This is a genomic window from Niallia sp. WK069_GA_01 (assembly GCF_983173855.1).
Genome location: NZ_OZ470138.1, coordinates 4,131,664 through 4,156,314 on the forward strand (window position 1 = coordinate 4,131,664; position 24,651 = coordinate 4,156,314).

The 24,651-nt window shown below is 34.4% G+C and carries 22 protein-coding genes and 1 pseudogene; 9 read left to right on the forward strand and 14 right to left on the reverse strand.

Annotation, left to right across the window (positions count from 1 at the left end; translation table 11 throughout):
• Positions 1-179 precede the first annotated feature (179 nt).
• Genes AC5LWL_RS19260 through liaF form a run of 3 tightly spaced genes read right to left on the reverse strand, consistent with a single transcriptional unit; the run spans position 180 to position 2,686 of the window.
• Positions 180-827 carry a response regulator gene (locus AC5LWL_RS19260; RefSeq protein WP_493435823.1) on the reverse strand — a complete coding sequence of 216 codons (648 nt, stop codon included), beginning with the start codon at positions 825-827 and terminating at the stop codon, positions 180-182.
• Positions 824-1,867, reverse strand: a complete 1,044-nt coding sequence (locus AC5LWL_RS19265; RefSeq protein ID WP_493435824.1) for a sensor histidine kinase — start codon at positions 1,865-1,867, stop codon at positions 824-826. Before AC5LWL_RS19265 ends, AC5LWL_RS19260 begins: the two co-directional genes overlap by 4 nt.
• Positions 1,868-1,876: 9 nt before the next feature.
• Entirely contained in the window at positions 1,877-2,686 is an 810-nt protein-coding gene (gene liaF, locus AC5LWL_RS19270) for a cell wall-active antibiotics response protein LiaF (RefSeq protein WP_493435825.1), read from the reverse strand.
• A gap of 592 nt (positions 2,687-3,278) precedes the next feature.
• Between liaF and AC5LWL_RS19275 the strand changes: the two genes are divergently transcribed.
• Positions 3,279-4,679 (forward strand): hypothetical protein, encoded by a 1,401-nt coding sequence (locus tag AC5LWL_RS19275; protein WP_493436665.1) that lies wholly within the window; start codon positions 3,279-3,281, stop codon positions 4,677-4,679.
• A 274-nt stretch (positions 4,680-4,953) separates the two neighbouring features.
• A complete protein-coding gene (locus AC5LWL_RS19280) occupies positions 4,954-6,159 on the forward strand; it encodes a M20 family metallopeptidase (protein ID WP_493435826.1) in 1,206 nt (401 codons plus the stop codon).
• A 207-nt stretch (positions 6,160-6,366) separates the two neighbouring features.
• Here the strand turns inward: AC5LWL_RS19280 and AC5LWL_RS19285 are convergent.
• The 3 genes and pseudogenes from AC5LWL_RS19285 to AC5LWL_RS19295 all read right to left on the reverse strand — a co-directional run bounded on the left by AC5LWL_RS19285 (position 6,367) and on the right by AC5LWL_RS19295 (position 9,200).
• A pseudogene (locus AC5LWL_RS19285) lies at positions 6,367-7,103 on the reverse strand (EcsC family protein).
• Positions 7,104-7,249: 146 nt separating this feature from the next.
• Complete coding sequence (locus AC5LWL_RS19290) at positions 7,250-8,467, reverse strand: ABC transporter permease (RefSeq protein ID WP_493435827.1); 1,218 nt, start codon at positions 8,465-8,467, stop codon at positions 7,250-7,252.
• Complete coding sequence (locus tag AC5LWL_RS19295) at positions 8,460-9,200, reverse strand: ABC transporter ATP-binding protein (RefSeq protein ID WP_493435828.1); 741 nt, start codon at positions 9,198-9,200, stop codon at positions 8,460-8,462. The genes AC5LWL_RS19290 and AC5LWL_RS19295 overlap by 8 nt, the downstream gene beginning before the upstream one ends.
• 775 nt (positions 9,201-9,975) lie before the next feature.
• Between AC5LWL_RS19295 and AC5LWL_RS19300 the strand changes: the two genes are divergently transcribed.
• From AC5LWL_RS19300 to AC5LWL_RS19325, 6 genes are all read left to right on the forward strand, one after another.
• Complete coding sequence (locus tag AC5LWL_RS19300) at positions 9,976-10,407, forward strand: HIT family protein (RefSeq protein ID WP_493435829.1); 432 nt, start codon at positions 9,976-9,978, stop codon at positions 10,405-10,407.
• 282 nt (positions 10,408-10,689) lie between these two features.
• Positions 10,690-11,772 (forward strand): 3-phosphoserine/phosphohydroxythreonine transaminase, encoded by a 1,083-nt coding sequence (serC, locus tag AC5LWL_RS19305; RefSeq protein ID WP_493435830.1) that lies wholly within the window; start codon positions 10,690-10,692, stop codon positions 11,770-11,772.
• A 495-nt stretch (positions 11,773-12,267) separates the two neighbouring features.
• Positions 12,268-12,618, forward strand: a complete 351-nt coding sequence (locus AC5LWL_RS19310) for a YtxH domain-containing protein (protein WP_493435831.1) — start codon at positions 12,268-12,270, stop codon at positions 12,616-12,618.
• A 798-nt stretch (positions 12,619-13,416) separates the two neighbouring features.
• Complete coding sequence (locus tag AC5LWL_RS19315; protein ID WP_493435832.1) at positions 13,417-13,986, forward strand: HTH-type transcriptional regulator Hpr; 570 nt, start codon at positions 13,417-13,419, stop codon at positions 13,984-13,986.
• A 339-nt stretch (positions 13,987-14,325) separates the two neighbouring features.
• Positions 14,326-14,871, forward strand: coding sequence for a DUF3267 domain-containing protein (locus tag AC5LWL_RS19320; RefSeq protein ID WP_493435833.1), 546 nt, complete (start codon positions 14,326-14,328; stop codon positions 14,869-14,871).
• A 201-nt stretch (positions 14,872-15,072) separates the two neighbouring features.
• Positions 15,073-15,252: a hypothetical protein gene (locus AC5LWL_RS19325; RefSeq protein ID WP_443482901.1), complete on the forward strand. Its 180-nt coding sequence runs from the start codon at positions 15,073-15,075 to the stop codon at positions 15,250-15,252.
• A 106-nt stretch (positions 15,253-15,358) separates the two neighbouring features.
• Here the strand turns inward: AC5LWL_RS19325 and AC5LWL_RS19330 are convergent, their stop codons facing one another.
• The 3 genes from AC5LWL_RS19330 to AC5LWL_RS19340 all read right to left on the reverse strand — a co-directional run bounded on the left by AC5LWL_RS19330 (position 15,359) and on the right by AC5LWL_RS19340 (position 15,769).
• Positions 15,359-15,448: a YjcZ family sporulation protein gene (locus tag AC5LWL_RS19330; RefSeq protein ID WP_493435834.1), complete on the reverse strand. Its 90-nt coding sequence runs from the start codon at positions 15,446-15,448 to the stop codon at positions 15,359-15,361.
• 77 nt (positions 15,449-15,525) lie between these two features.
• Positions 15,526-15,609: a YjcZ family sporulation protein gene (locus tag AC5LWL_RS19335; protein ID WP_493436666.1), complete on the reverse strand. Its 84-nt coding sequence runs from the start codon at positions 15,607-15,609 to the stop codon at positions 15,526-15,528.
• A gap of 79 nt (positions 15,610-15,688) precedes the next feature.
• A complete protein-coding gene (locus AC5LWL_RS19340) occupies positions 15,689-15,769 on the reverse strand; it encodes a YjcZ family sporulation protein (RefSeq protein WP_493436667.1) in 81 nt (26 codons plus the stop codon).
• 526 nt (positions 15,770-16,295) lie between these two features.
• Here AC5LWL_RS19340 and AC5LWL_RS19345 point away from each other — a divergent pair.
• Positions 16,296-17,162, forward strand: coding sequence for a peptidylprolyl isomerase (locus tag AC5LWL_RS19345; RefSeq protein ID WP_493435835.1), 867 nt, complete (start codon positions 16,296-16,298; stop codon positions 17,160-17,162).
• Positions 17,163-17,496: 334 nt separating this feature from the next.
• On the opposite strand, the gene AC5LWL_RS19350 is transcribed toward AC5LWL_RS19345, so the two are convergent.
• The 5 genes from AC5LWL_RS19350 to AC5LWL_RS19370 all read right to left on the reverse strand — a co-directional run bounded on the left by AC5LWL_RS19350 (position 17,497) and on the right by AC5LWL_RS19370 (position 24,471).
• A complete protein-coding gene (locus AC5LWL_RS19350; RefSeq protein ID WP_493435836.1) occupies positions 17,497-17,697 on the reverse strand; it encodes a sporulation YhaL family protein in 201 nt (66 codons plus the stop codon).
• 110 nt (positions 17,698-17,807) lie between these two features.
• Positions 17,808-18,755, reverse strand: a complete 948-nt coding sequence (yhaM, locus tag AC5LWL_RS19355; protein ID WP_493435837.1) for a 3'-5' exoribonuclease YhaM — start codon at positions 18,753-18,755, stop codon at positions 17,808-17,810.
• Between the two features lie 393 nt (positions 18,756-19,148).
• Entirely contained in the window at positions 19,149-22,136 is a 2,988-nt protein-coding gene (locus AC5LWL_RS19360) for an ATP-binding protein (protein ID WP_493435838.1), read from the reverse strand.
• Between the two features lie 15 nt (positions 22,137-22,151).
• A complete protein-coding gene (locus AC5LWL_RS19365) occupies positions 22,152-23,363 on the reverse strand; it encodes a metallophosphoesterase family protein (protein WP_493435839.1) in 1,212 nt (403 codons plus the stop codon).
• Positions 23,364-23,598: 235 nt separating this feature from the next.
• The gene (locus AC5LWL_RS19370; protein WP_493435840.1) at positions 23,599-24,471 is read right to left on the reverse strand and encodes a S66 family peptidase; all 873 of its coding nucleotides are present in this window, start codon (positions 24,469-24,471) and stop codon (positions 23,599-23,601) included.
• Positions 24,472-24,651: the final 180 nt, after the last annotated feature.

Below are 24,651 nucleotides of genomic sequence, written 5' to 3' on the forward strand. Positions count from 1 at the left end.
CTTTTTAAAAGGCTCCTCCCCTGAAAAAACTTTGGCTTTTCTGAATAGTCCGCAGTCGGAATACACTTTGCTTTCCATGGGGCGGGAGTCTTCGTGTATGCCAACTGCTCCCTGCTCCAATATATCAATGAACTTAACAACAATCTATACGAGATAGAATTTAAAACGGACTTAACATATTAGCTCTCTTTTTTTAATGACTTTAATACTCCATTTCGATTGGCATATACGGCTGCCTGTGTGCGATCTGATACTTCCAGTTTCCCGAGAATATTGCTAACATGGGTTTTTACCGTTTTGATCCCAATATATAACTCTTCACTAATTGCTTGGTTTGTCATCCCTTCACCGATACACATGAGTACCTCAAGCTCTCTTTCAGTAAGGCTATCATGCGGTTTTTTTTCAGATGGACGGAGTTTTTTTAGCATAACGGTGGCTACTTTGGGCTCAATAACAGTTTCTCCGGCATATGCTTTATGAATGGCAGCTACTACTTCTGCTGCGGTTGCTGTTTTTAGCAAATAACTAAATGCTCCTGCTTCTATTGCTGGTATTACTTGTGATTCATCATAGAAACTAGTAATAATAATCACCTTACATTGTGGATATTCCTTTAAAATTTCCTTTGTTGCTATTATGCCATTCCCTTTTTCCATTAATAGATCCATTAACACAACTTCCGGTTTTTTCTTCAATACAAGTCCTATTGCGTGATGACCGCAATTTGCTTCTCCAACAACGTTAATAGTAGGTTCTGTTACTAAATAGGAAATAATCCCTTTTCTTACCATTTCATGATCATCAACAACAACTACATTAATCATGATGCTCCCCCCTTTATCGGTATGCGAATATCTATATACGCCCCTTCTCCGATTTTTGAACGAATCTCCATCACACCACCAATCTCGTCACAGCGTTCCCTCATCGTTCTTAACCCGTATGAAGCTTTTCTTTCAATCGTTGGGTCAAACCCTTTTCCGTTATCACTTATATGTAAATAAGCATATGTATCTTTCTCTTCCAAAATCATTTTCACATTTTTGGCGTGTGAATGACGAAGAACATTAGATAATGCTTCTTGGACAATCCTAAATAAATGCTCTTGTACTGCAGATGATAAATCTCCAATTTCATCGATGCTTGCAGTAAAATGCAAATTCGTTTTTTCTTTTAATTCTTGAATTAGTTTGATGATTCCATCACATAAACTATCATTGCTTAATTCAATTGGGCGCAAATGTAGCAATAATGCTCGCATCTCCCCTTGCGCTTTCGCTGCAACTTCTACAATTTCTTTTAATTGTACTTTTGCTAGCTCTGGATTTGTATCAAAAACTCGATAAGCAGCAGACGACATCATATTTAAAGCAAAAAGCTGCTGGCTGACAACATCATGTAGATCTCTTGCCAATCGCTGCCTTTCCTCCATTACTGCTGCCGTATGAGCTGTCTGTGCTAATGTTGTTTTCTCGTTAGCTAATCTTTGCATGGACTGCACTAATTCTTGCAAGTAGGTAGCAAGAAGATTTAATTCTTCACTAATATGGCCAAATGTTTCTTTATTAGAAACACTCATTCTTTCTGCAAATTTTCCTCTTCTTAGCGTAGAAACATATAGCAATATATCACCTAGCTGCTTGCGTAATACACCGCTTTCCTTTAAGGCAAAGTATAAACCTACTAACAATGTACTAAGCAAGCTGAATATAAAAAGCCAAAAAGATGTTTTTGTCGTAAAAACAGGAGCGCTATTAATGTATAAATAAATTTGTGTACCAATAAATAGAAACAAGGAGCTAATGATGCTTGTCATAAGAAAACTTTGAAAATACCAATATCGAATTCCTTTTGTTTTTTTCACCACGCACCTCTATATTCTTTCTATTCGAATATCGCCAATTTTTAAATCGATTTGTAGGTTTATTTTTTTTACTGCCTGATCATATTCAGTAGATTTATAGGTTAAACTATTGCTAATTCCATCTTTAGATGAATTAAAAATCCGGAATTCTCCAATTTTTACTTCACCATCAATCTGAACTGGTAAATCATCAGGAATTAATATTTTCACATCACCTATCCATCCTTTGATTTCAATGGTTGTTTCTTTTTCCGGAATATATGCTTTACTGAAATCAATAAAATAATCCCCTATACTGTTATATAGCTTCATTGGTTCTACTGCCCAATTATCACTATTAAGAATAACATCGCCAATAGAAAAAGCTTTTGACAATTTCCCTTCTTTTTTTCTGTTTTTATTCATTCGAATCACCGATTGTTGAGACAGTGCATCTTTTTTTTCGAGCTTTATGTCAACATCTGCTTTTTTGCCACTTTTTCTATTTCCAAATAGAAAAATGATTGCACTGTATATAAGAATGACTGGCCATAGTTTCCAAAACTCAAGAAATTCAAAGTTGATTATATGCAATCGATCCAGCACTAAGAAGCTGGAAAAAATAAGGATAAATAAGGTGAAAAAGTAATTAGCAGTTCTGTTTATTAAATTTTTAATAAGTGAAATTAGTCCGTAAACTAGTAACAGAAATGGATAAGATACGACAAAAAGCTGTTTTATTTCCAAGGAAATGACACCAATATTTACGAGCAATAAGGTGACTCCAATTGCTAATAAGCAAATGGCAAACATAATTTGATATACTGATCTGCTTCGCAAATTCTTTCTCCTTTCCAATTGGATTTATTTATATTCAGGCTACCCTGAAAAAAGGGTTTCTCTTTCAATTAGTCCGCAACCGGTATACACTTCGCTTTCCGTGGGGCTGGCGGCTTTGCTCCTGTGGGATTTCAGCTTTCTCGCAAATCCCATAGGAGTCTTCGTGTATTTTGGCTGTTCCCTGCTTATAAATTAAAGAAACCTACTTCTTTTCATGTGTCATGGTGCAAATTTGTTTGCATGGGTTCTACCCTGAAAAGAGGATTTGACTCTCTCAATTAGTCCGCATCCTGCAGCATAATAACAATCTGAATCAAATCGCTATTTTCATCTTAAGTGTTGCTCATTTTTTTCAAAATTTTTCTATCTATATATTACTATTATTTTGATGTTATTTGTTCAAACTGTGGATGTTTTTTTATCCATCTTAAGTAGGAGATTCTATAAACAGCAATCTGAATTTTTTCAGTAAGAAGTATTTATTTTATTTCTATCACCAAATACCGCTCCATTCATATTCTGTAGTAAATCCGAATAGTGGCAAATGCCTATATGTTTTCCTAATCGGATAAGAAAGGAGTAGTAGTTGAACATGGGGATAGAATTGACCGCACTTCACTGGATATATGTATTGTTTATTCTTTTTATTATTGGCTTTATGGTGATGAAACGAGATACTACCTTCATTTGTATCGTTGGAATATTTTTATTGGCCATTACAGCAACTGGTTCATTAAGCAGTTCAATAAGCAGTATTTTTAATAGCTTTATCTTTGCTATCACAGAGTTGCTTCCTACTATTTTGGTAATTTCCATTATTGTAGCGATGAGTAAAATATTAACGAAAACAGGTATTAATGATGTGATGATCTCGCCATTTTCGAAATTAATTCGATCACCAGGATTAGCTTATTGGATTATTGGTATACTTATGATGCTTATTTCTTTCTTTTTCTGGCCATCACCAGCAGTTGCGTTAATAGGAGCTGTCCTGCTGCCTGTCGCTATACGGGTTGGCTTGCCAGCAATCGGGGTCGCCGTTGCCATGAACTTATTTGGGCATGGTATTGCCTTATCTGGTGACTATATTATTCAAGCAGCACCAAAACTTACTGCGGATGCAGCAGGAATTCCTGTTCATGAAGTGATGCAGGCGAGTGTTCCTTTAGTTATTGTTATGGGCTTAGTTACTACCATTACAGCATTTTATTTTATTAAAAGAGATATAAAAAAAGGCACATTAACAATGTCTACTGGTGTATCCACTACCACTTCCTCTATCTTACCTGAAAAACAATTATATTTACTTACAAGATTCCAGAAAAGATTTTTTGCTGTTCTTATTCCCTGCTTATTTGCACTTGACGTAGTGGTAATGTACCTTTTAAAGCTGCAGGGTGGCGATGCAACTGCATTAATCGGCGGAACTTCTATATTTATTCTTATCCTTATTACATTGGTAAGCTATAAAAATAAAGGACTAGAAAAAACCACCAGTTATTTAATAGATGGTTTTCAATTTGGATTCAAAGTATTTGGTCCCGTTATCCCTATTGCTGCCTTCTTTTATCTTGGAGATTCTGGCTTTACATCAATTGTCGGAGATTTCCTTCCAAAAGGTTCACATGGAATCGTAAATGATTTAGGCGTTGCCCTAGCCTCTACTGTTCCACTAACAAAAGAAATTGGAGCTGTTACTTTAACCGCTGTTGGTATCATCACAGGATTAGACGGTTCAGGTTTCTCCGGTATTTCACTAGCAGGTTCTATTGCTGGTTTATTTGCGCATGCTATTGGATCCGGGATAAGTACTTTAACAGCACTTGGGCAAATTGCTGCGATTTGGGTTGGCGGCGGTACTTTAGTACCATGGGCTTTAATTCCTGCGGCAGCGATCTGTAATATTGATCCATTTGAGCTGGCAAGAAGAAATTTAATACCAGTTGGCATTGGCTTGGTTGTCACTACGATTGTTGCCATTTTTCTTATTTAAGGGATGCTTTCTAATAGTTTGTTGTTTTAACTCGCTGTCTGCAAATACCTCGCTGCAATCTACAAAAAAGTTTAACAAAAAAATCCCACAGAGAGTAACAATCATCACCTGTGGGATTTTATGTAAATTACTATTTATTTTATTCGCCCAAAAATAAAATTCCATAATTAAACCTTTTCACAAAAATTGAACGAATTTTAAGTGGGGAGTCATCCATTATCATGGTATAATATAGAATAATAAATATTCTGAATTTTTTAACGAGGTGAATAGGATGATTGATACTCTTTTTCATGATTTAGAAAGTAGTTACGAGGAAATGGTAGAAATAAGAAGATACCTCCATCAATACCCAGAGCTTTCATTCTTAGAACATAAAACTGCACAATACATTATATCCTATTATGAAAAATTAGGAATAGAAGTAAACGGAAATATAGGAGGAAATGGCGTAGTCGCAAAAATTTATGGAGGAAAACCAGGAAAAACGGTTGCTCTCCGTGCCGATTTTGATGCATTGCCGATTCAAGATGAAAAAGATGTTCCTTATAAATCAAAAGTTCCAGGAGTTATGCACGCATGTGGTCATGATGGACATACAGCAACACTATTATTACTAGCGAAAGTTTTAGAAAAACATAAAGAATCATTAGCAGGAAACTTCGTATTTATACATCAGCATGCAGAAGAAATGTCACCTGGGGGAGCTAAACCAATGATAGAAGCAGGCTGTTTGGAAGGAGTCGATGTTATCTTCGGAACACATTTATGGACAACTATTCCAACAGGTACTGTTTTCTATCGTGAGGGGCCAATGATGGCAGCCGCAGATGGCTTTGAGATAACCATCCAAGGACAAGGAGGACATGGAGCTCAACCTCATAAAACAAAAGATTCCCTTGTCACCGCCTCACAGCTTGTTGTCAATCTCCAGCAAGTTGTCAGCAGAAAAGTAAATCCGATTGATGCTGCTGTACTAACAATCGGCACTTTTCAATCAGGATCCGCCAATAATGTAATCGCAGATACTGCATCATTGAGCGGCACCGTGCGGACATACAAGGAAGAGGCGCGAGATCTTATTGCAGAGGAAATGGAAAGAGTGATTAAAGGGACATGCTATACATCAAACAGTTCTTATATTTTCGAATATGAAAAAGGATACCCGGCTGTAATCAATCATTCTGCAGAAACACAGTTTCTTGCTGCATGTGCTTCTGCTATACCCGGTGTTCAAGCAGTGGAGGGAGATCCAGATTTGACTGGAGAAGATTTTTCTTATTTTCTGAATGAAATCAAAGGAACCTTCTTCTTTACAGGAGCAAAACCTGACTCAGAGGATTCTTCGTTTCCCCATCATCATCCAAAGTTTGATATAAATGAAAAATCAATGTTAATAGCTGCTAAAACATTATGTTCCGCAGCCGTACAATATCACCAAATGGTTCCAGAGAACATTGCGTTATCAACAGCAAAATAAACGGTTAACAGAGGTTGTTCAAAAAGTCCGGTAAAAATGACACGTCGAATTTCTTCGTTGGTTTGCTTTTCCGCTTCTCACGTATTAACACCATACGTTCCGATGCTCAAAGCTAAACCGCCTCGAACTTCTCGGTCCTTTTTATCCTCCTTTTTGAACACGCACTAACAGCAATTATTGAACACATTTCGTTCAATAATTGCTGTTTTACCATTCCTCTACATTCTCTGATGACAGCTTTTTAAAATATCGTATGCGATAAACGTTTTTGGCTGCTTCGCCTAATTGGTCGATTAAATTATAATTGGCATAAGCACCAACAGCGGCTCCAATCCCAGGTACAAGCTGAAGCATTTTAATAAAGTCAATATAATCTCGATATTCCTGCTGCAGCGCTTGCCAATCAAGCTGCAAAACTTCAGCCTTTCGCTCTTCCCAATTTTCGACAATGTCAAACAGCAACTTTTTTCTCTCTTCACTAGAGAAAGCTAATTGAAAAATGTACAGCAGAAAAACCCGTTCTTCATATTGATCGGTATCATATCCATAAACAGAAGCTGCTTCCATTAAGAACTTCATCTTAATGGACAATAATAAAGGAAAGTCCGCTAGACCCCATAATATGCCGCCTGCACCAGTTCCTGCCCCTTCGACACCTGCCGTTTTTCGGTAAATATCTATTTTTTTGTTCATAAGTTGATCTTTTTCCATTAAAGAAAGATTGACATGCTGCTTTTTTTCGTCAGTTTATTCGATCCAGCTAATGTTGTATGAACCATTTGTTTCATTGCCTCTGTTATGGCACCATGTATTTTTCCAGGAATAAAGGCATTCATTTTATTTTGCGCCTTTTTTGACATACGATTAAATAAAGAGGAACGTTTAAAAAGCTTTCTTTTCCATTCAGCTGTTTCTATATAAACCTGCTTTTCATAATCATTCATGCTTTTTCCCCCCTTATTATTTTATTCTTACGTCAAATAAGCTAATTAGTTTCCTTTTTTTCAAGATAAGATATAAACCAGTCGCATTAATTTCCCTAAACATATAGAAGGGTATCTTTTTCAGTAATCTAAAAAACATCTTCCCCTTAGGAAAGACGCTTCTTATTCATATAAAACCGCACAAATAAATAGGAAAAAACAAAGCTGCAAGCTAGAGCGTAGAAAGCATTTTCCAAATCCCCTTTTACGAAAATAACAATTGCTAATAGAACGCTCTGCAGCAATAACACAGTTAAGATAAGGCTTTTAAATGATTTAGTCCTTAATGTTTCTTTTAAAGGATATAAATCAACCCAAATTTTGTCTTGATACGCATTCCATAAAGGAATGAGTTGTAAACCAGTCAGAAATAAAAATAATATTGCAAGAAGCACTTGCCCTGGTCCAAATGATAAAAAGTATAAAGTCAAGCCTCCTATAACGGTTAATCTCACCGTTAATCCAAAATAATCACCGGATCGAAAATAAGTTCTCCAAAATAAATGACCAAACGCTTTATTCCCATCAAATGGAATTAACTGCACAAAAACATCCAATATTTTTCTTCTTTTTATTCGATTTTTCAATTTAGGCACTTCTGTAAACATATTCGCAAAAAGATAAAAAGAAGATAATCGTTTTTCGTCTTGTCCAATTAATAGCTCCCAATTTACTCCTTTCCATTTTGTTGCATGGTGAAAATAAAGCAATAAAGCAGAAAGTAGAATTATCGTAATAATAAGAAAGATGGGATTTGAATTAGTAAATAGAAAATATAATAATACAGCATTAATACAGTAGCGGATACCGCTGTCTATGTAATGATAATTGGTGTTAACAAAGTATTGGACATGCCAGCGAATGAACATATTTAATCCCTTGCTGACCAGTAATACAATTAAAAAATACCAAAAGGGTCTAAATCCTTGCTCATTTAATTGGGCATACATTGGCATTAAAACACTCAATCCTATAAGTAAAAAATAAGCTTGAACAACAAAGCTAATAAACACGCATTTTATGAAATAACTGGCCATCTTTACTTCAACAGGTATTAAAAAGATTTTATCTGCTTCCTTTAAAAAGGTATAAATTGGACTTTTGGTTACAAGCAATGCTAAAAGAATACTCATAATGATTCCAACGGGGAAGCTTTCAGGCAATAGTTTTAACCATGCTTGATAATAATAAGCTGCTGTTCCTAATAAAAACACAAAAACAAGAACAAGATGTCCATTAAAAATATATTTTAAGTACTGACCATATTCTTTAGCTGTTTGACCAACTCGATCCTTCCACAACTGTTTTTCATTAAACTCAAACATAATCTTCTTCCTTTGTTAACTGAATATATAGATCATCTAGCGTTGCATTTGGCATATTAAATTCTTGACGCAGTTCGTTCATCGTACCAGCACATTTTATTTTTCCTTCATGAAGAATGATAATTCGATCACAGTATCTTTCTGCCGTTGCCAATATATGTGTTGACATTAATATGCCTGCTCCCTCTTCTTTCATCTTCTTCATATAATCTAATAATGACTGAATCCCTAAAGGGTCTAACCCAACAAAAGGCTCATCCACAATATAAAGAGAAGGCTGCACTAAAAAAGCACACATAATCATCACCTTTTGTCTCATCCCTTTAGAAAAATGAGCCGGAAACCATTTCAGCCTTTTGTTCATTCGAAATTCTTTCAATAAAACATTCATTCGTTCTTTATATTGCTTTTCCGTTAATCCATAGGCCATTGCTGTTATTTTCAAATGTTCTTCTAATGTTAATTCATCATAAAGAATCGGTGTTTCAGGTACAAAGGTAAACTTCTTTCGATATGCTTCTTTGTCTTTTTCAAAGGATAGCCCATCTATTGTAATTTCTCCTTTATGCGGCTCCATTAATCCAATAATATGTCGGATAGTCGTACTTTTCCCTGCACCGTTTAAACCGATTAAACCGACAATTTCATTTGCATGAATGTTAAAGGAGATATCTTTTAAAACAGGATTTCTGGTATAACCTCCTGTAACGTTTTTTATTTGTAATAGCGTCATATGACGTAACCTCCAAGTTATAAGTATCTATAGTTTATCAACAATCTGCACTAAATAAAAATAATTCCACACCTATTTTTTATTTTTTGTTGCATATAATCTTTTCGATTGGATATTCTATTTATTGTAGGGGAGCACCAATAAATTTATTGAAACAAAATCTTCAATAATAATGAGGTGTTTGCAAAAGATTATTTTCGAGTAATCCATATATGTAAACTTCATTCGTTCTTCAATTAAGGGGATGGTTGCCTTGCACGAAGTGATAAGTGTAACTTAACGATCAGTAACACCATATGTTGCTTCATACGAAAAAGCAATATAATGTCATTTCCACTTTGAAATGAGGTGTTTGTCGCAGACTGTCATCCATCTTTATACGTTAAGCATTAACATATAAAGTGATAAGGGGATGGTTCGATTGAACAATGATCATTATCTCTCCATATAAGTGCATGTTCAAAAAAGAGGATAAAAAGGACCAAGAAGTTCGACGTGTCATTTTTACCGGACTTTTTGAACAATCTCTATAAACAAATCATTTTTAAATGAGGTGTTTGTCAAAGAGCATAACCTTTGAACGTCTAATCAGAAGTTTCCCCTACCTTTAGGCAGGATTCCAATTGGGATCCTGCCTTTTGACTATCGACAAACAATTATTTGTTATCAAATTTCCAACTTGCAAAAGTTTCATTTATCTTCTAGACCAATCAATTTTTTTCACTTTTAAAGACATGAATCTGCTATGATAATAGGAGAAAAAATAAAGAAGGGAATGACTAATTTGAGTGAATGTATTTTTTGTAAAATTATTGCTGGAGAAATTCCAGGAAGTAAAGTTTTTGAAAATGAACATGTATTGGCATTTTTAGATATCAGCCAAGTAACAAAGGGCCATACATTAATTGTTCCTAAAACACATGTAAAAGATATATACGAATTAACACCAGAAATCGCTAGAAATTTATTCGAAGCTGTTCCAAAAATAGCTACTGCCATAAAAGATGCTTACCAGCCTATTGGATTAAATATTCTAAATAATAATGGTGAAAAAGCTGGACAATCTGTTTTTCATTATCATATGCATATTATTCCTCGTTATGGAAAAGGTGATGGCTTTGGATCTGTATGGAAAACTAATTTTGATGCCTATACAAACGATGAGCTTAGTCAAATCGCTTCCACAATAAAAGAAAAAATAATTTAAAATTTTTTGATCACATTTTATACATACTTTTATTATTGAATAAAAGCTTCTATGCAAACTAATAGCAGTTTTTTCTTTTACTTTATGCAATAACTGAAGAAAAAAAACTTTTTTATTGTTTTTTTAATAAAACAACGAAAAACAAAACTTTCTTAACAAGTGAAAAAATTTTCAAAAGGTTTTAATTTTTTATCTGTACAAATTTTCACAATTTGATAGTATTAGATTAAACTTTTAGTCTTAACCGCTAACTTAAGCGGAAATGCATTGGGAGGAAATAATATGAAACGCGCTTATAATTTTAATGCTGGACCTGCTGCTCTTCCAGAGGAAGTACTACAAGAAGCACAAAATAATTTGTTGAACTTTAACAATACTGGCATGTCTGTAATGGAACTAAGTCATCGTAGCAAAGAGTACGAAGCAGTACATAATGAAGCAAAGGCACGTTTATCCTCATTGCTTTCTATTCCAGAGGATTATGAAATTTTATTTCTTCAAGGTGGAGCGAGTCTTCAATTTTCAATGATACCGATGAACTTGTTAGAAGAAAATAAGGTTGCATATTATGCTTTAACAGGAGCTTGGTCTGAAAAAGCACTGAAAGAAGCTGCAAAAATCGGCGAAACTGCTGTTACAGTATCCAGCAAAGAAGCTAATTACACTTATATCCCAAATTTAGAAGAAATTAAAGTTCCAGAAGATGCTGCTTATCTTCATGTTACTAGTAATAATACGATTTTTGGTACACAATGGCATGCTTATCCAGAAGGGTTATCTGTTCCTTTAATCGCAGATATGTCCAGTGATATTTTAAGCACTCCTATAGATGTAAAACAATTCGACCTCATTTATGCTGGCGCTCAAAAAAACTTGGGACCTTCAGGCGTAACAGTCGTTATTATCAAAAAAGAGTTAATTAAAGCAAACTCTTCTTTACCGACAATTTTGAGTTACGATACACATGCAAAAAATAATTCATTATTTAATACACCACCTACATTTGCCATTTATTTATTATCTCTTGTACTAAAATGGGGCGAAAAACAAGGTGGATTAGAAGGCATTGCTGCTATAAACGATAAAAAAGCGCAATCGTTATATGATGTAATAGACAATAGCAACGGTTTTTATAAAGGCCATGCAGAAAAAAACAGCCGTTCCAAAATGAACGTCACATTTACACTGCAATCTGATGACATAACAAAGCAATTCCTGCAACAAGCAAAAGAAGCAGGTTTCGTTGGACTTAATGGTCACCGTTCTGTTGGCGGCTGCCGTGCATCCATTTATAATGCTGTTCCTTTAGAACATGTACAAGCACTAGCTTCCTTTATGGAAAACTTTCAAAAAAATTATAACTAAGTAAAAGTTACAAGCTACAAAAAAATCACGAGGAAGTAGATTCCCCTCGTGATTTTTTATATCTCTATAAAACATAAAGACAATCAGTCCAAAGTAACAATATAGATAGATACATCTTCTTAATCCTTTAAATAGAAATAATAGAAAGTAATGCGTTATAATAAAAAGGTACATTACGCTTAGACAACCTTGAAGTGAAACACCACAGAAGTATCTACAAACTACTTAAGAGCACTTCTTTTCAGAGTAGACAAACAAATTTCGCACCATGTCACATGAAAAGAAGTAGCTTTCTAAAGTTTATAAGCAGGAAGCAGTCTGAATACACGAAGACTCCTATGGGAATCGCAGGACAGCCGAGGCCCCACAGGAAAAGCTCCGAGGAGGCTCGCCGCCCGCCCCATGGAAAGCGAAGTGTATTCTGACTGCGGACTATTCGAGAGAGCCAAAACACCACTTTTCAGGGTAGCCTAACTAAAAAAACGAGGTGAAAAAATGAGAGGAAAATCATTTTTAACAGGATTTATTATCGGAAGTTTAGCAGCTGGTATATCTACACTTTTATCCACCCCAATGTCTGGAAAAGAAGCTAGAAAAGCATGTCGTGACAATACAAATGCCTTTTTAGCAGATATAAAAGAATTAAAAACTAGCATCTTGGAAATAAAAGAATCTGTTACAACTGCTACCGTAGAAGGAAAAACAATCATTGCTTCCTTTATTGAAGATCTTAAACTCACTTTAAATGATTGGAAAATTGAAATTAAACCACATCAGGAACAACTGCAATTAGAATTAAAGGAGCTAGAAACTACAGTAAACGACCTAGAATCAAGTTTAAAATAACTCCATCTTGAAATAACATAAAAAAATCTTGCTTAAACAATAAGAGATTCCAACATTCTTTTTGGAATCTCTTTCGCAAGTTATTTCTTGATTTTCAACCGCATTCTATTCGCTGCCAAAGTAATTAAGAAAGCACATAGCATTGGAGCAATCATCGCAATAATAACGCCTGTTACTCACCCCTTCACTCACACTTCTCTTCATTAAAAAAAAGAAAAATATCTTTAAAATAACAATAAGAATAATTCTACACCGCTCCTAAAACCTAACATAAAAATGACAGAATATCTGACATCAAATATTTTCTTTTTAATTTTCATGTTAAATAATCTTATCTTATGTGATTTTTTTTAACACCAAATAACAAAAAAAGGAATAAATTTTCTATTTACATATAGTATTTCTTTTCCTTCTTATCCTTGTTGAAATTAACCCCTTTTAAACTCCTATTCAAATGGCTTTAAACAAATATTCATTTTTTATAAATTTTTTCTTCGATTATTTTTTTATTGCTGTTAAATAACAACGACAAAGTATGTTATAAAACAGTTATTTTAACCTTATTTTCGAAATGAAATTTTATTTTCTTTTACTATACTGTTAAAATTTTCATTTTATTGATTATTTTATCTGTTTTTTTAACGAATATTTATTAATTGATAGTAATAAATATTCGTAGTAACCGCTTTCTAATAAAAAATATTCACATTTTTTAAAATTTTGTTTATTTATATCTTTATTAATTTTTGTTTTATTGGCATAATGATTATAGACAATAGAAAAGTAGGTGAATTGGAGATGAATGAAAGACAATACTCAATGAAGGAATCATTATTATTTACACAAAGAATTGGACAACTTAGTAAGGCACTTTGGAAATCAATCGAAAAAGATTGGCAAAATTGGATTAAGCCATACGATTTAAACATTAATGAACATCATATCCTATGGATTGCGTACCAGTTAAACGGTGCTTCTATCTCTGATGTTGCAAATTTTGGCGTAATGCATGTTTCCACAGCTTTCAATTTTTCAAAAAAGCTGGAAGAAAGAGGACTTTTAACGTTTTCCAAAAAGGAAAATGATAAAAGAAACACGTATATATGTTTAACAGACAAAGGAGAATCAATGTTTCTAAGCATTATGGCAGAGTATAATCCTAATAATAGTGCAGCTTTTTCCGCTTCCTTGCCAATTAAAGAATTATACGGAAGATTCCCTGAATTACTCGAAGTAATGACCATTGTAAGACATATGTATGGCGATGACTTTATGGAGATCTTTGAAAAATCTTTCACTAATATTGAAGATAAATTTGTAGAAGTAAATGGGCAAATTAGACAAAAAGATCCAGTACCCGTAAAATAAAAACAAATAGATAAAGAGAAAAAGGACTATAAAAAGCAGGAGATCTCTCTCCTGCTTTTTTGTATGGAGAAAAGTAGACGACCACTCTTATACATAAAAACCCCTTCTGGTGCTTTGTATTTGAATTTTTATAATAAAAATTCAAATTGTTCTCGAACACTACCTTAAACGTTACTATTATTCACATGATTTCTTACATCTGAAATACGGGAAAAAGTGAACAATTTATTAATAATTAAAAACTAAAAAAAACCTATTGATTTTTTACTCTATTCATCGTAAAGTATCAAAGTGAGTTGAGCACAATTAGGAAAATTTCTCCGTTCGGAGGTTGATTATATGAACTGCTGGAAAACAATTAATTTACAAAGACAATATGGTTTACAACGAATTTTCATTATATCGTCCCTTACCATGATTTTAACGTTCCTATTTCTCTATGTACCAATAACTACTTATTTTGCACAAAACAGATTAAATGATAATTATTTTTCTCTATTTTTACTATGTTTAGTTCTTGTCTATCCTATCCATAAGCTACTCCATTTATTGCCTATGGTTCCTTTAGGCGATAAGGTGAAAAAGAAACTAGATGTTCAATATCGTTTTTTCCCGATTATTTGCATTCGTGCTGATGAACCAATAGGAAAATTCCATTTTCTTTTTGCTTCTATTACACCTTTTATCGTCTTAAATATAACTTTTATTGCTTGCTGTTTTCTTTTTACACACTATGTACATTATTTTCTTATTCTGTTTGCTTATCACTTTGGTATTTGTGTTCCTGATTTTATACGAATGAAAAATCTTTGGAAGTCACCAAGTAAATGTTATGTAGAAGAAAATGAACATGGATTTGAAATACTGGTCAATAAAATATCTTAATCATAAGAAGGAATCATATATAGCGTTTCCAATCATATAATGGTTGAAAACAATAAAAGACGGTCCACGTTTGATATTGTAACTCTCATGCTATTCGAAAGTACTGTCTACTCCACAAAAGAGATAATACTATCTTTTTATACCGTTATTTGGTATTGTAAGTAGCATACAACCACTATGCAGATAAGGAGGGAATCAATGATGATCTCCATTTTTATCATTTTAGCCATTCTAATATTGTACAATATTAATAGAATGACAAATGCTTTATGTTTACAAAAAGAGATTCCAGAAGAAAAACAACCAAAGGTATTTCGAACCATTAATGTTCTAATAACGATTCTTTTGATTTCTTCCTATGTCGATATCCTTTTTAATTAAACATAAAGTGGAGTTTCCTTTAACGAGGATCCTTCCACATAAAAGACCATTCATATAAAAAGGTGAGCAAATGCTCACCTTTTTATATTTTATCAAGGACATAATTTTATAACCAAGATGCTCCAATGATTACTAACAAAATGAAAAGCACTACTAATAAAGCGAAGCCTCCACCATATACGCCTGCACCAGACATGAAAACGCCTCCTTTCTTTTTCCATACTAATCGCCAATATTACAAGGCAGCGATTTAATAATGGTCTTAATTAGTAATTACAGCCATGCAGCGCCTACGATAACTAATAAAATAAACAATACTACGATTAATGCAAAACCACCGCCGTATGAGTTACCCATAGTAACACCTCCTTTAAGGTTGTTACCATATTGTATTCAGTTAATGACTAATCGCTTATACATCTCGAAAAAAATTCACTTAACAGAAGGCAGTACCAACTATCATTATTAAGAAAAACAGTACAATGAATAAAAGAAAATAATTATTATTCCCTGCCATCCAATACCTTCTTTTAAGAAATTTCTTTCCGGAAGCTAGCAAAGGATTTAATCTATCCTTGTTTTCAGCTCAATGTATCATATGTATTTGACCCAGAAACGGAACAGGACATCTACCCATTTTTTATTTCTCGCATGACGAAGCTGAAATTATGTTTGAGCTAATATGAAAAGGAGCTTTGGCGCATTCTTTTGATGAAAAAATTCGAAACGTTGCCAAATATGTTTTCAATCAAATTGCTTTGTTAAATGCTAGCAAAAATAGACGGGCAAACAGCATATCCCAGCTACTCTAGCTTTAGTCAACTTAAAAAGTGAACATTGTGAGCAATGGATCCAAGCGAACGGTGGTCTTCGTTCCGTTTTCCGAAGCTTTTCATGAGGCTTCGTTTGAGCTTAAACCATAGTAGTTATAATCAAAATTTAACAATATTGGCTATCATTATTACAATAACTTTTGCTCTTTGTACAATTTATGATATAGTAGGGATTGTTGAGAATGAAAAACTTACTTGGGAGTGTTTAACTTGAAAAAATGGATATTATCCCTCACTTTAGCTGCAAGTGTAATAGGTCTTAGCGCATGCAGTAATGATGGATCCGAGGCAGTTGTAAAAACGGATGCTGGGGACATTACAAAAGATCAACTTTATGATGCAATGAAAGATAAATACGGTACAGCAGTTCTTCAACCATTGCTTTATGAGAAAGTATTAGAAAAAAATTATAAAGTTTCAGATGATGAAGTAAATGAGCAAGTAGATAAAATAAAAAGCCAATATGGTGATAACTTTTTAACTGCTATTCAACAATATGGATACAACAGTGAAGACGAGCTACGCGCTATGTTTAAAACTGGTTTATTACAACAAAAAGCAGCTGTTAAAGAAGTTAAAGTAACAGATGATGAGATTAAAGCTTATTATGATGATTACAAGCCTGAAATTAAAGCACGTCATATTCTAGTTGCTGATGAAAAAACAGCAAAAGAAATCAAGAAAAAACTAGATAATGGCGATAAATTCGAGGACTTGGCAAAAGAAAACTCTACTGATACGGCTAGTGCAGCTAATGGCGGAGATTTAGGATGGTTTGGTGCAGGTTCTATGGTACCTGAATTTGAAACAGCTGCTTATGGTTTGAAAGTAAATGAAATTAGTGGTCCAGTTAAAACTGATAATGGCTACCATATTATCCAAGTAACTGATAAAAAAGAAAAAGGCAAATATGAAGATGTAAAAGACAAAATGGCGTATGACTTGAAAGTATCCAAGCTTACAACGGAAGAAATCAATAAAGCCATGCAAAAAGAGTTAAAAAATGCAGATGTAAAAATTGAAGATAAAGACTTAAAAGGTATTTTAGATACTACTACTACTACTTCTGAAAAGTAAAAAAAAGGCAATATAAAGGCGTAAATCCCTTTATATTGCCTTTTTCTTTTATATTTAACTTGTCTGATGCTTTCCATGGGAGATCCGAGAGCCTCAGTGCTGTAGGAAGGCAGCTGAAAAAGTGTTTTATACGTTATTATTTATAGAGAAAACATTCACTATTAGGATAAAGATGATATTTCTAGTTTAAAAACGCCACATAATAGTAATTTGGTGAGGCGTTCATACAACTCACCATTTGCGAGACAGGCGAGAAGAAAGGCTAGTGCTAGACTGTCTATCCGCTTTTTAGCAGCTTTTCTGTGCGCCTGTAAGGCACCCCTTTGACTCGCTATCAGTTTTCGAACACTTTCTCTTCTTTATTCCCCTGTCGCCGCTGTTTCTCTTGTTCTAGACGCTTCATATACTCTTCGCCTTCTCTCTCTATCCCTTCATTCTCCTGCTGTCTTTCTTCTTTTCCTGTTTTAACTGCCATAAAAGCACTGACGACAATTCCACCAAATACAAATAGAACCCACATCGGTATACTAAACATTGTTCATCTACTCCTTCCATCTATAAAAAAGCATATCACTATTTATACTTCATCATATGCTAGAAAAAGTAGATTATTCCTATGTTTCCCTAATGACCACATCTCTTCTACTATTTGTGAAAAGTAGGTTTATAAAAGGATCGATTTTCCAATGGAAAAATTCGTTCTGTAAACTCACCCGGTTTTACTCTTTCTAATGCACCATCAAGCATATTCATTTTTGCATCTAAATTATCAATATAATGAATGATTTCCGCTTCTTTAATTAATGGAGCTTTTGGACTGCCCCACTCTGCTTTTCCATGGTGAGATAAAACAATATGCTGAAGCAGCATCAATTCTTCTCCGCTAATATCCAATTCATCAGCTGCTTTTCCGATTTCATTTACCATAATCGTAATATGACCTAGTAAATTTCCTTCTACAGTATAAACAGTAGAAATAGGACCTGAAAGTTCTAATACCTTTCCTAAATCATGAAGAATAATGCCACCATATAAAAGATCCTTATCTAGACTAGGATAAAGGTTCGCAATTGCCTTTGCCAAATCTAACATACTTACAACATGGTAAGCTAATCCAGACACAAATTCATGATGATTTTTTGTAGCTGCCGGGTACTCTAAAAAAGCTTGTTGGTATTTTTTAACCAAATGCCTTGTTAGTCTTTGAATTTTTGAATTCTGCATTTCAAATATATACTGTGTTATTTTGCTCATCATTTCATCTTGCGTTAAAGGGGCTGTTTCTAAAAAATCTGCCAAGCGAACATTATCTTCTTTATTCGCTAATTTAATTTGGCGTATTCTTAACTGCAGTCTTCCACGATAGTTTTGGATATCTCCATTCACTTTTACTATAGCTTCTGCCCGATAGTTTTGCTCATCTGCATCTGTTGCATCCCAAAGTTTTGCCTCTATATCGCCACTCTTATCTTGAAAGATCAGTGTTAAAAACGGTTTGCCATTACTTGCGATTGCTTTTGTTGCACTTTTTATTAATAAAAATAATTCAATTTGTTCTCCAACCTCATAATGGAGTACTCCTTTTTTACTCAAATAACTCCGCTCCCTTATCTTGTTATTTTCTAATTTTAAATTGTTCTGTAGGCTACCCTGAAAAAGGCTTGCTTTCTCAAATAGTCCGCAACCGGAATACACTTCGCTTTCCATGAGCCATGGTGTAATTCTCTATTAGCATAGGTGTCTATCAAATTGATTTAAAATACCATGAAAACGTAATAAAGCTTTTTCCATAGTAACTTGTCTATAAAAACTTAATCTTTAATCAAATGATATTTGCCTTGATTTTTTTTAGAGCATAACAAAAGTAGTATAACATGAAATGATTTTTTATTTCTTATAGGCTTTCCTGAAAATAGGGTTCCTTGCTGTAAATTTGTTGCATGGTTGTCTACCCTGACATGGTATATATCTCATTAGCATGAAACATTATATTTTGCTTGCCTCTACATTTAAATAACAAACTTCTTCCTTTTTAAAATACTGGGTAATATGAGGGTGGCAAGTAAAAAAAAGAAGCTGATTTTCTGTATTCGATTTTAATAGCTCAATCACCCTTTTTGTTCTTTTTTCATCAAAGTTTACAAAACTATCATCAATAATAATCGGCAGCTGATATTTTTTATAAAAGGTGTTAGCCAGCGCCAACCGAATAGAAACATAAAGCTGCTCCGTGGTTCCTTGACTTAGCTCTTTTGCTTCAAAGTAAACTTGTTCTTTGCTTTCTATTAGAAATCCAACGCCATCCTCTTTAGGTATAATTCTTTTATATTTACCGTTTGTTAAGAATTGCAAATACTCTTCTGCCTTTTGCAGCATTTTTGGCAATTGCTTATTTTTATACTGCTGTACTGTTTGAGAAAGGAACTGCCTTGCAACAGCATACTTTCCCCATTCCTTTGCTTCTTCTTCAAATTCTGCTTTTAATTGTTTATAAGAATGTAATAACTCCGTATATGTTCCACCAGTTTCGATACGTAAAACCTCAAAATTTAATGCTGCTGCCTCTTCCATCCATTGTTTGCTGTCTTCTTCTAGCTGTTTCATCTTCCTATCTAGCTGCTCCACTTCCATTACTGGTTCTTCGATTAACATATATTCCATTGTTTTTTTCTTTTGAAAAGAAGATAGATCTAATTGAAGCTGTACCGTTGCAACATCAGCCATAATTTGCGTTTTCTCTTCATCCTTTTTAGCCTGTTCTCGGAAACGTTCTTCATCTTCCACCTCTGCAAGCTGAAATAATTGTTTCTTCTCCGATTGATAGATAGATAACTCTGCCTGCATGTCTTTTCTATCACGATTATATTCCGTCAGCTTCCTGGCGTTTTCCTGCCAGCGAATCTTTTTTTCATTTTCTCGCTTTAAAGCGCTTTTCAGCTGAAAACATTTATTTTGTATACTGTCTGTCTTTTTCGGAAAAAAATCATTGTACAGTTGCACAATTGCTTCATTCAGTTTATCAATGTCTCTCTCTATAGAAGCTATTTCTTTTTGAACAGCATGTCTTTCTCTGTTTTTTTTCTTCCATTCCTCTAACAATAAAAAGGCATCATATATGTAATGCAGGGCAAGCTCTTGTGGGATACCAGTTTCTTTCCCCAGCTTCTTTAACAGCATATCAAGATCTTTTCTATCCTGTTCCCACTGGTCAAAACCACGAAGTACTTTTTCATAACTTTCATTTTGCTGCTCTAATTTGATCTGATACCGAGTGAACTTTTCTCGATTATCATCATCTTCTTTCAGTATTTTCACAATATGAGTAAAATCACTGCTTTTGTCTTCCTTCAAATTTTGTTGAACAGTTTCTAATTCAGTCCTTATTTCCTGCTGCTTCTTCAGTAAAAGAGCATATTCCTTTTTGTATTGCTGTTTACTGCGGAACAGCAGCAAACCACCAATACCGCTGGCTATAAGACCAACTAGAATATATAATACATTATTGCTCCATATTCCCATAGCTGCCGTTATCAGCCAAAACAGGGAAAATAAAGTCCATTGAACAGTTTCCTGCTTTTTCTTTTGCTGCGTCTTTTTAAGGCGATTTTTTATCTCCACGAATTCTTTTTCAAGTGACTGATATTTTTCTTTATAAAAGGAGTAATGACGTGCCGAATCAGCTCTTTCTTCTAATTGCTTCCTCTTATCGTTTGGCAATAACACGGATTCATGCACTTGTATATCCTTTTCGAGTCGTTCCAGCAGTTTTTGCTCTTCCATTAGACGAAAATCAAGTTCATCCCTAAATTCTTTTAATCTCTTTTGGGTTGAACTAGCATTAGCGCATTGTTCTTTTAAGAAAACACTTGTATTGCTTTTTAACAAGTTGTTACGGTCAACAAAATGAAGCTTTTCCTCTATCACATGAAGTTCTGTTTCCAACGCCTCAGCTTGTATTAACAAGGAACTTTTGCGGCTAGTCCATTGTTCTGCTAATGGCAGCTTTTCCATCGCATACAAGATTTCACTTTCTTTATTTAACAAGCTGAAATTTGGAGACAATTCTGTTTGTTCTTCTTCTATTTTTGTTATTTTATTGTCTATCTGCTGCATTCCACTTTCAATCGCAAGTATTCGTTCTTTTATTTTTTCCCATCTATTTAATCCATCTATAGGAAAGGATAATTCTTTATATTGCTCTATTCGTTTTTTAAGTTCCGTTTTTTCTTGCACTAATGGTTTTATTTTTATCCATTCTTCTAGCTGACGTTTGTTTTTTTCCATTTGTCGCTTCGTTTCATCCGCTTGTTGTATCGATTCTTCCAAATTCCCCTTCTGGTTAAGCAGCTGCTGATATTGGCTATTTGTTTTTTCTGCCATTTTCAACTGTCGATACTTTTCTTTTAATAAAGCTAATTTTTCATTAAGCTGCGGTTTTTTTCCATTTGGTCTAAATCGTTGATCGAGTTCCTTTTGCAACTCATTTTCTGCCTTTAACAAAGCATCTGATCCTACTGCACCCGTTGAAAATAGAAACCTTCCCAGTTCTTCTCCTCTTAATTGATGGACATTTTGTAATCCTTGAAGATTAAAAGAAAAAACAGACTGAAAAAGTGCTTTATCCACACCTTTTAACAACTCTTCCAGTAATTCTTCCTGCCCTCTTCTGCCATTTTCTAATGTGACCGTTACATCTCCTGCTGCTTTTCCTTTTACACGTTCAATCGTAACTAATCCATAGTTTGGAAACAATCCAGATAATTTTCCTCCGTACTTATGCTGATGTTTTGGTTCATATCGTAGTTCTGATTGCTGCTTCGTGGGAAAGCCAAATAATATGCTATGTATAAAACTCATAATCGTTGATTTTCCTGCTTCATTTTCCCCGAAAAAAACTTGAAGAGGACCATTAACAGAAAATGATTGATTCTCAAGCTTGCCATAACCATAAATCGTAATCGATTTAATAAACATCACTTCACCTCCTATCTATCGCTTATATAGTAAACTGATTAGCAAATTCTCTGCTTCTTCCGCCAGGTCTTTTTTGTCTTCTTCTGTCAGCTCTGTTAAAAAGCGATGAGCAGCTGGATTTTGATAAAGAGGTGCTACTCCCTTTACCACTTCTGTCCTATTTTCTGCTATTGTAAAAAGCTCTTTATAAAAATCAGACTCATTTATGACATTATCCTTTATCCAGGTAGTATCTCTTTTTAATTTAATCGAAGAGATCCATACAAACTGCCTTTCTTCTGCCTCTTCCATTTCTTCCGTTTGCAATATTTCCAGTAAATCTGTCGGATAAACCGACTCCATGCTTACATTTGTTATTTCGACAAGAAGAATACTAGAAACCTTCTCTTTTCTTTCTTCCTCTATTTTTTGCCTGCATAATAAAATAAGCTCATCAACTGTTTGCACACTTGCGGCATCCAACTCGATTTTTTTCCATATAACATCTGCCGTTGAAAGAAATATGGATTCTGTTCCTGTCTCGTTCAATCGAACATAGTAGGCACCTTTTTCGCCTGTTTCCTTTTTATGTCTGCCTTGAATATTGCCGGGATAAACAATAGGAGGAGAAGATTGCAAAACCTCTCTTTTATGTATATGTCCAAGCGCCCAATAATCCATTAATTTAGAGTTCAAATCATGTAATCGAAATGGAGCATACGGACTGTGGCCGCTTGAACCTTCCACGCTGCCATGCAGTATGCCTATATGAAAGTCGGTACTATCCTCTTTTTTATAGGTATCTATTTTCCGATCATAAATATGTCTTGTCTCATAACTAAAACCATATAATGAAACAGTCGCATTGTCATTTGTAAAGACTGCTTTTGTTACTTCCGCGGGGAAAATATAGACATTATCCGGCCACTGTAAATGCACCCAGCTTCCACTTAAATGATCATGGTTACCATGAACGATAAATACTTTAATATTCTGTTTTTGAAGACGTTCCAATTCTTTTTTAAAACGAATTTGTGCTCTTATACTTCTATCTTCTCCATCATAAATATCGCCTGCAATAATGATAAAATCAACTTGTAGAGAGAGTGCTTTTTCCACTAGTTTTGCAAATGCAGTAAAGGTGCTTTCCTGCAGTCGCTTCTGAATAGACGAAGGTAAATTTCTAAGCCCAATCATCGGACTGTCTAAATGCAAATCCGCACAATGGATAAAGGAAATCTCTTTCATCCTAACACGCCCCTATCTTTTTCTTCTATTTTATCATGACAAAAAAACGAATGCACGTTCTGATATTTTTTCTTTTTCTTGTCGTATGGGAAGTTGTGCCATTGGTTTATCTTCTTCATTCACATCGCTTGCAGAAAAGCTTCGTCATGAAATTCTTGCTTTCTTTCCGCCTGTCTCGCTTCAACTGGAGTTTAGCTTAGTGCTACATAAATAGATGCTTTTTTAAGATTGTCCTTTAATCAAATGTCATTTTTAATCCTAATGGCAAGCAATGGGCATTTGTTCCATGACCTAAAAAGGATGTTTTAGCGACTGGCAGCTGATGCAAATGTGTTACTTCCAAAAGAAGCTCTTCTGCAGTCGGCATGCTCCCTTTTGTTTCCATTTCTGTGAATTCACCTAGCAGAATCCCGCTGCATTTTTCAAAGATGCCGATTTGCTCTAATTGCGTAAATAAGGACATTAATCTTGCCGGCCCGCCTCCTAGGCTTTCTAAAAATAAAATTCGATTACTCCCATCAGGCAAATACTTTGTTCCAGCTAATTTTAGAAAACATCTTGTATTTCCCCCTATAATTTCTCCTTCCATAAACTCTCCACGAATCCAGGTATATGGGAAAGTCTTATAGCTAGCTCCATCCGTTATATCAGAAAAAAACAATTCCTTAAATAAGCTGAGTTGTTCTTGCTTATCTGCCTGAACTAAATTACTTATTTGATAATGATAAGCAGGAATACTGCTGCATGCTACAATAGCATTATTGATAACAGATAAGTCACTTAATCCAACAAATGGTGTTTGACTTTTTCTGATTCGTTCAAAATCTAAATATGGCAGCACTTGATTGGCTGCATCCCCTCCTGAAATATCAAATATTACTTTCACAGCTGGATCAGTAAATAGATTCATTAATGCTTTTGCTCGCTCTTTTGGCGTACCGCTAAATGGTGTTCCATTCACACTATAAATAGTCTTGGCAAACTTAACTTCTAGCCCCATTTGTTTTAATGTTATTTCCAAAGCATCCATCTGCACTTTCGCTTCGATTGGTCTCCCATTTGAACAAGCAATCAGACCGACCGTTTCTCCTTTTTTTATTATTGCCATACAAAATCGTCTCCTTTTTTATTTTCTTTCTATAACGTAACATATTGCTTCCTACAACATAAGAAAAGCGCAAGCGCCTTGTTCAGCCCCGAAGAAAAATGTTCTCTTGACTCAAAAAGTGTTCTTTACTTTTAGAGGCAAGAGGTTATCTTTCACAGGGGCTAGGCGCTGGAGCTAGAC

Excerpts from the sequence above, each read along its gene's own strand:
- AC5LWL_RS19280 (WP_493435826.1), top strand. The coding sequence starts at position 4,954 with ATGATTGATACTCTTTTTCATGATTTAGAAAGTAGTTACGAGGAAATG.
- AC5LWL_RS19315 (WP_493435832.1), top strand. The coding sequence starts at position 13,417 with ATGAATGAAAGACAATACTCAATGAAGGAATCATTATTATTTACACAA.
- serC (WP_493435830.1), top strand. The coding sequence starts at position 10,690 with ATGAAACGCGCTTATAATTTTAATGCTGGACCTGCTGCTCTTCCAGAG.
- AC5LWL_RS19320 (WP_493435833.1), top strand. The coding sequence starts at position 14,326 with ATGAACTGCTGGAAAACAATTAATTTACAAAGACAATATGGTTTACAA.
- AC5LWL_RS19275 (WP_493436665.1), top strand. The coding sequence starts at position 3,279 with ATGGGGATAGAATTGACCGCACTTCACTGGATATATGTATTGTTTATT.
- AC5LWL_RS19325 (WP_443482901.1), top strand. The coding sequence starts at position 15,073 with ATGATCTCCATTTTTATCATTTTAGCCATTCTAATATTGTACAATATT.
- AC5LWL_RS19365 (WP_493435839.1), bottom strand. The coding sequence starts at position 23,363 with ATGAAAGAGATTTCCTTTATCCATTGTGCGGATTTGCATTTAGACAGT.
- AC5LWL_RS19350 (WP_493435836.1), bottom strand. The coding sequence starts at position 17,697 with ATGTTTAGTATACCGATGTGGGTTCTATTTGTATTTGGTGGAATTGTC.
- AC5LWL_RS19260 (WP_493435823.1), bottom strand. The coding sequence starts at position 827 with ATGATTAATGTAGTTGTTGTTGATGATCATGAAATGGTAAGAAAAGGG.
- AC5LWL_RS19370 (WP_493435840.1), bottom strand. The coding sequence starts at position 24,471 with ATGGCAATAATAAAAAAAGGAGAAACGGTCGGTCTGATTGCTTGTTCA.
- AC5LWL_RS19360 (WP_493435838.1), bottom strand. The coding sequence starts at position 22,136 with ATGTTTATTAAATCGATTACGATTTATGGTTATGGCAAGCTTGAGAAT.
- AC5LWL_RS19290 (WP_493435827.1), bottom strand. The coding sequence starts at position 8,467 with ATGTTTGAGTTTAATGAAAAACAGTTGTGGAAGGATCGAGTTGGTCAA.
- AC5LWL_RS19295 (WP_493435828.1), bottom strand. The coding sequence starts at position 9,200 with ATGACGCTATTACAAATAAAAAACGTTACAGGAGGTTATACCAGAAAT.
- AC5LWL_RS19310 (WP_493435831.1), top strand. The coding sequence starts at position 12,268 with ATGAGAGGAAAATCATTTTTAACAGGATTTATTATCGGAAGTTTAGCA.
- AC5LWL_RS19340 (WP_493436667.1), bottom strand. The coding sequence starts at position 15,769 with ATGGCAGGGAATAATAATTATTTTCTTTTATTCATTGTACTGTTTTTC.
- AC5LWL_RS19330 (WP_493435834.1), bottom strand. The coding sequence starts at position 15,448 with ATGTCTGGTGCAGGCGTATATGGTGGAGGCTTCGCTTTATTAGTAGTG.
- AC5LWL_RS19335 (WP_493436666.1), bottom strand. The coding sequence starts at position 15,609 with ATGGGTAACTCATACGGCGGTGGTTTTGCATTAATCGTAGTATTGTTT.
- AC5LWL_RS19300 (WP_493435829.1), top strand. The coding sequence starts at position 9,976 with ATGACTAATTTGAGTGAATGTATTTTTTGTAAAATTATTGCTGGAGAA.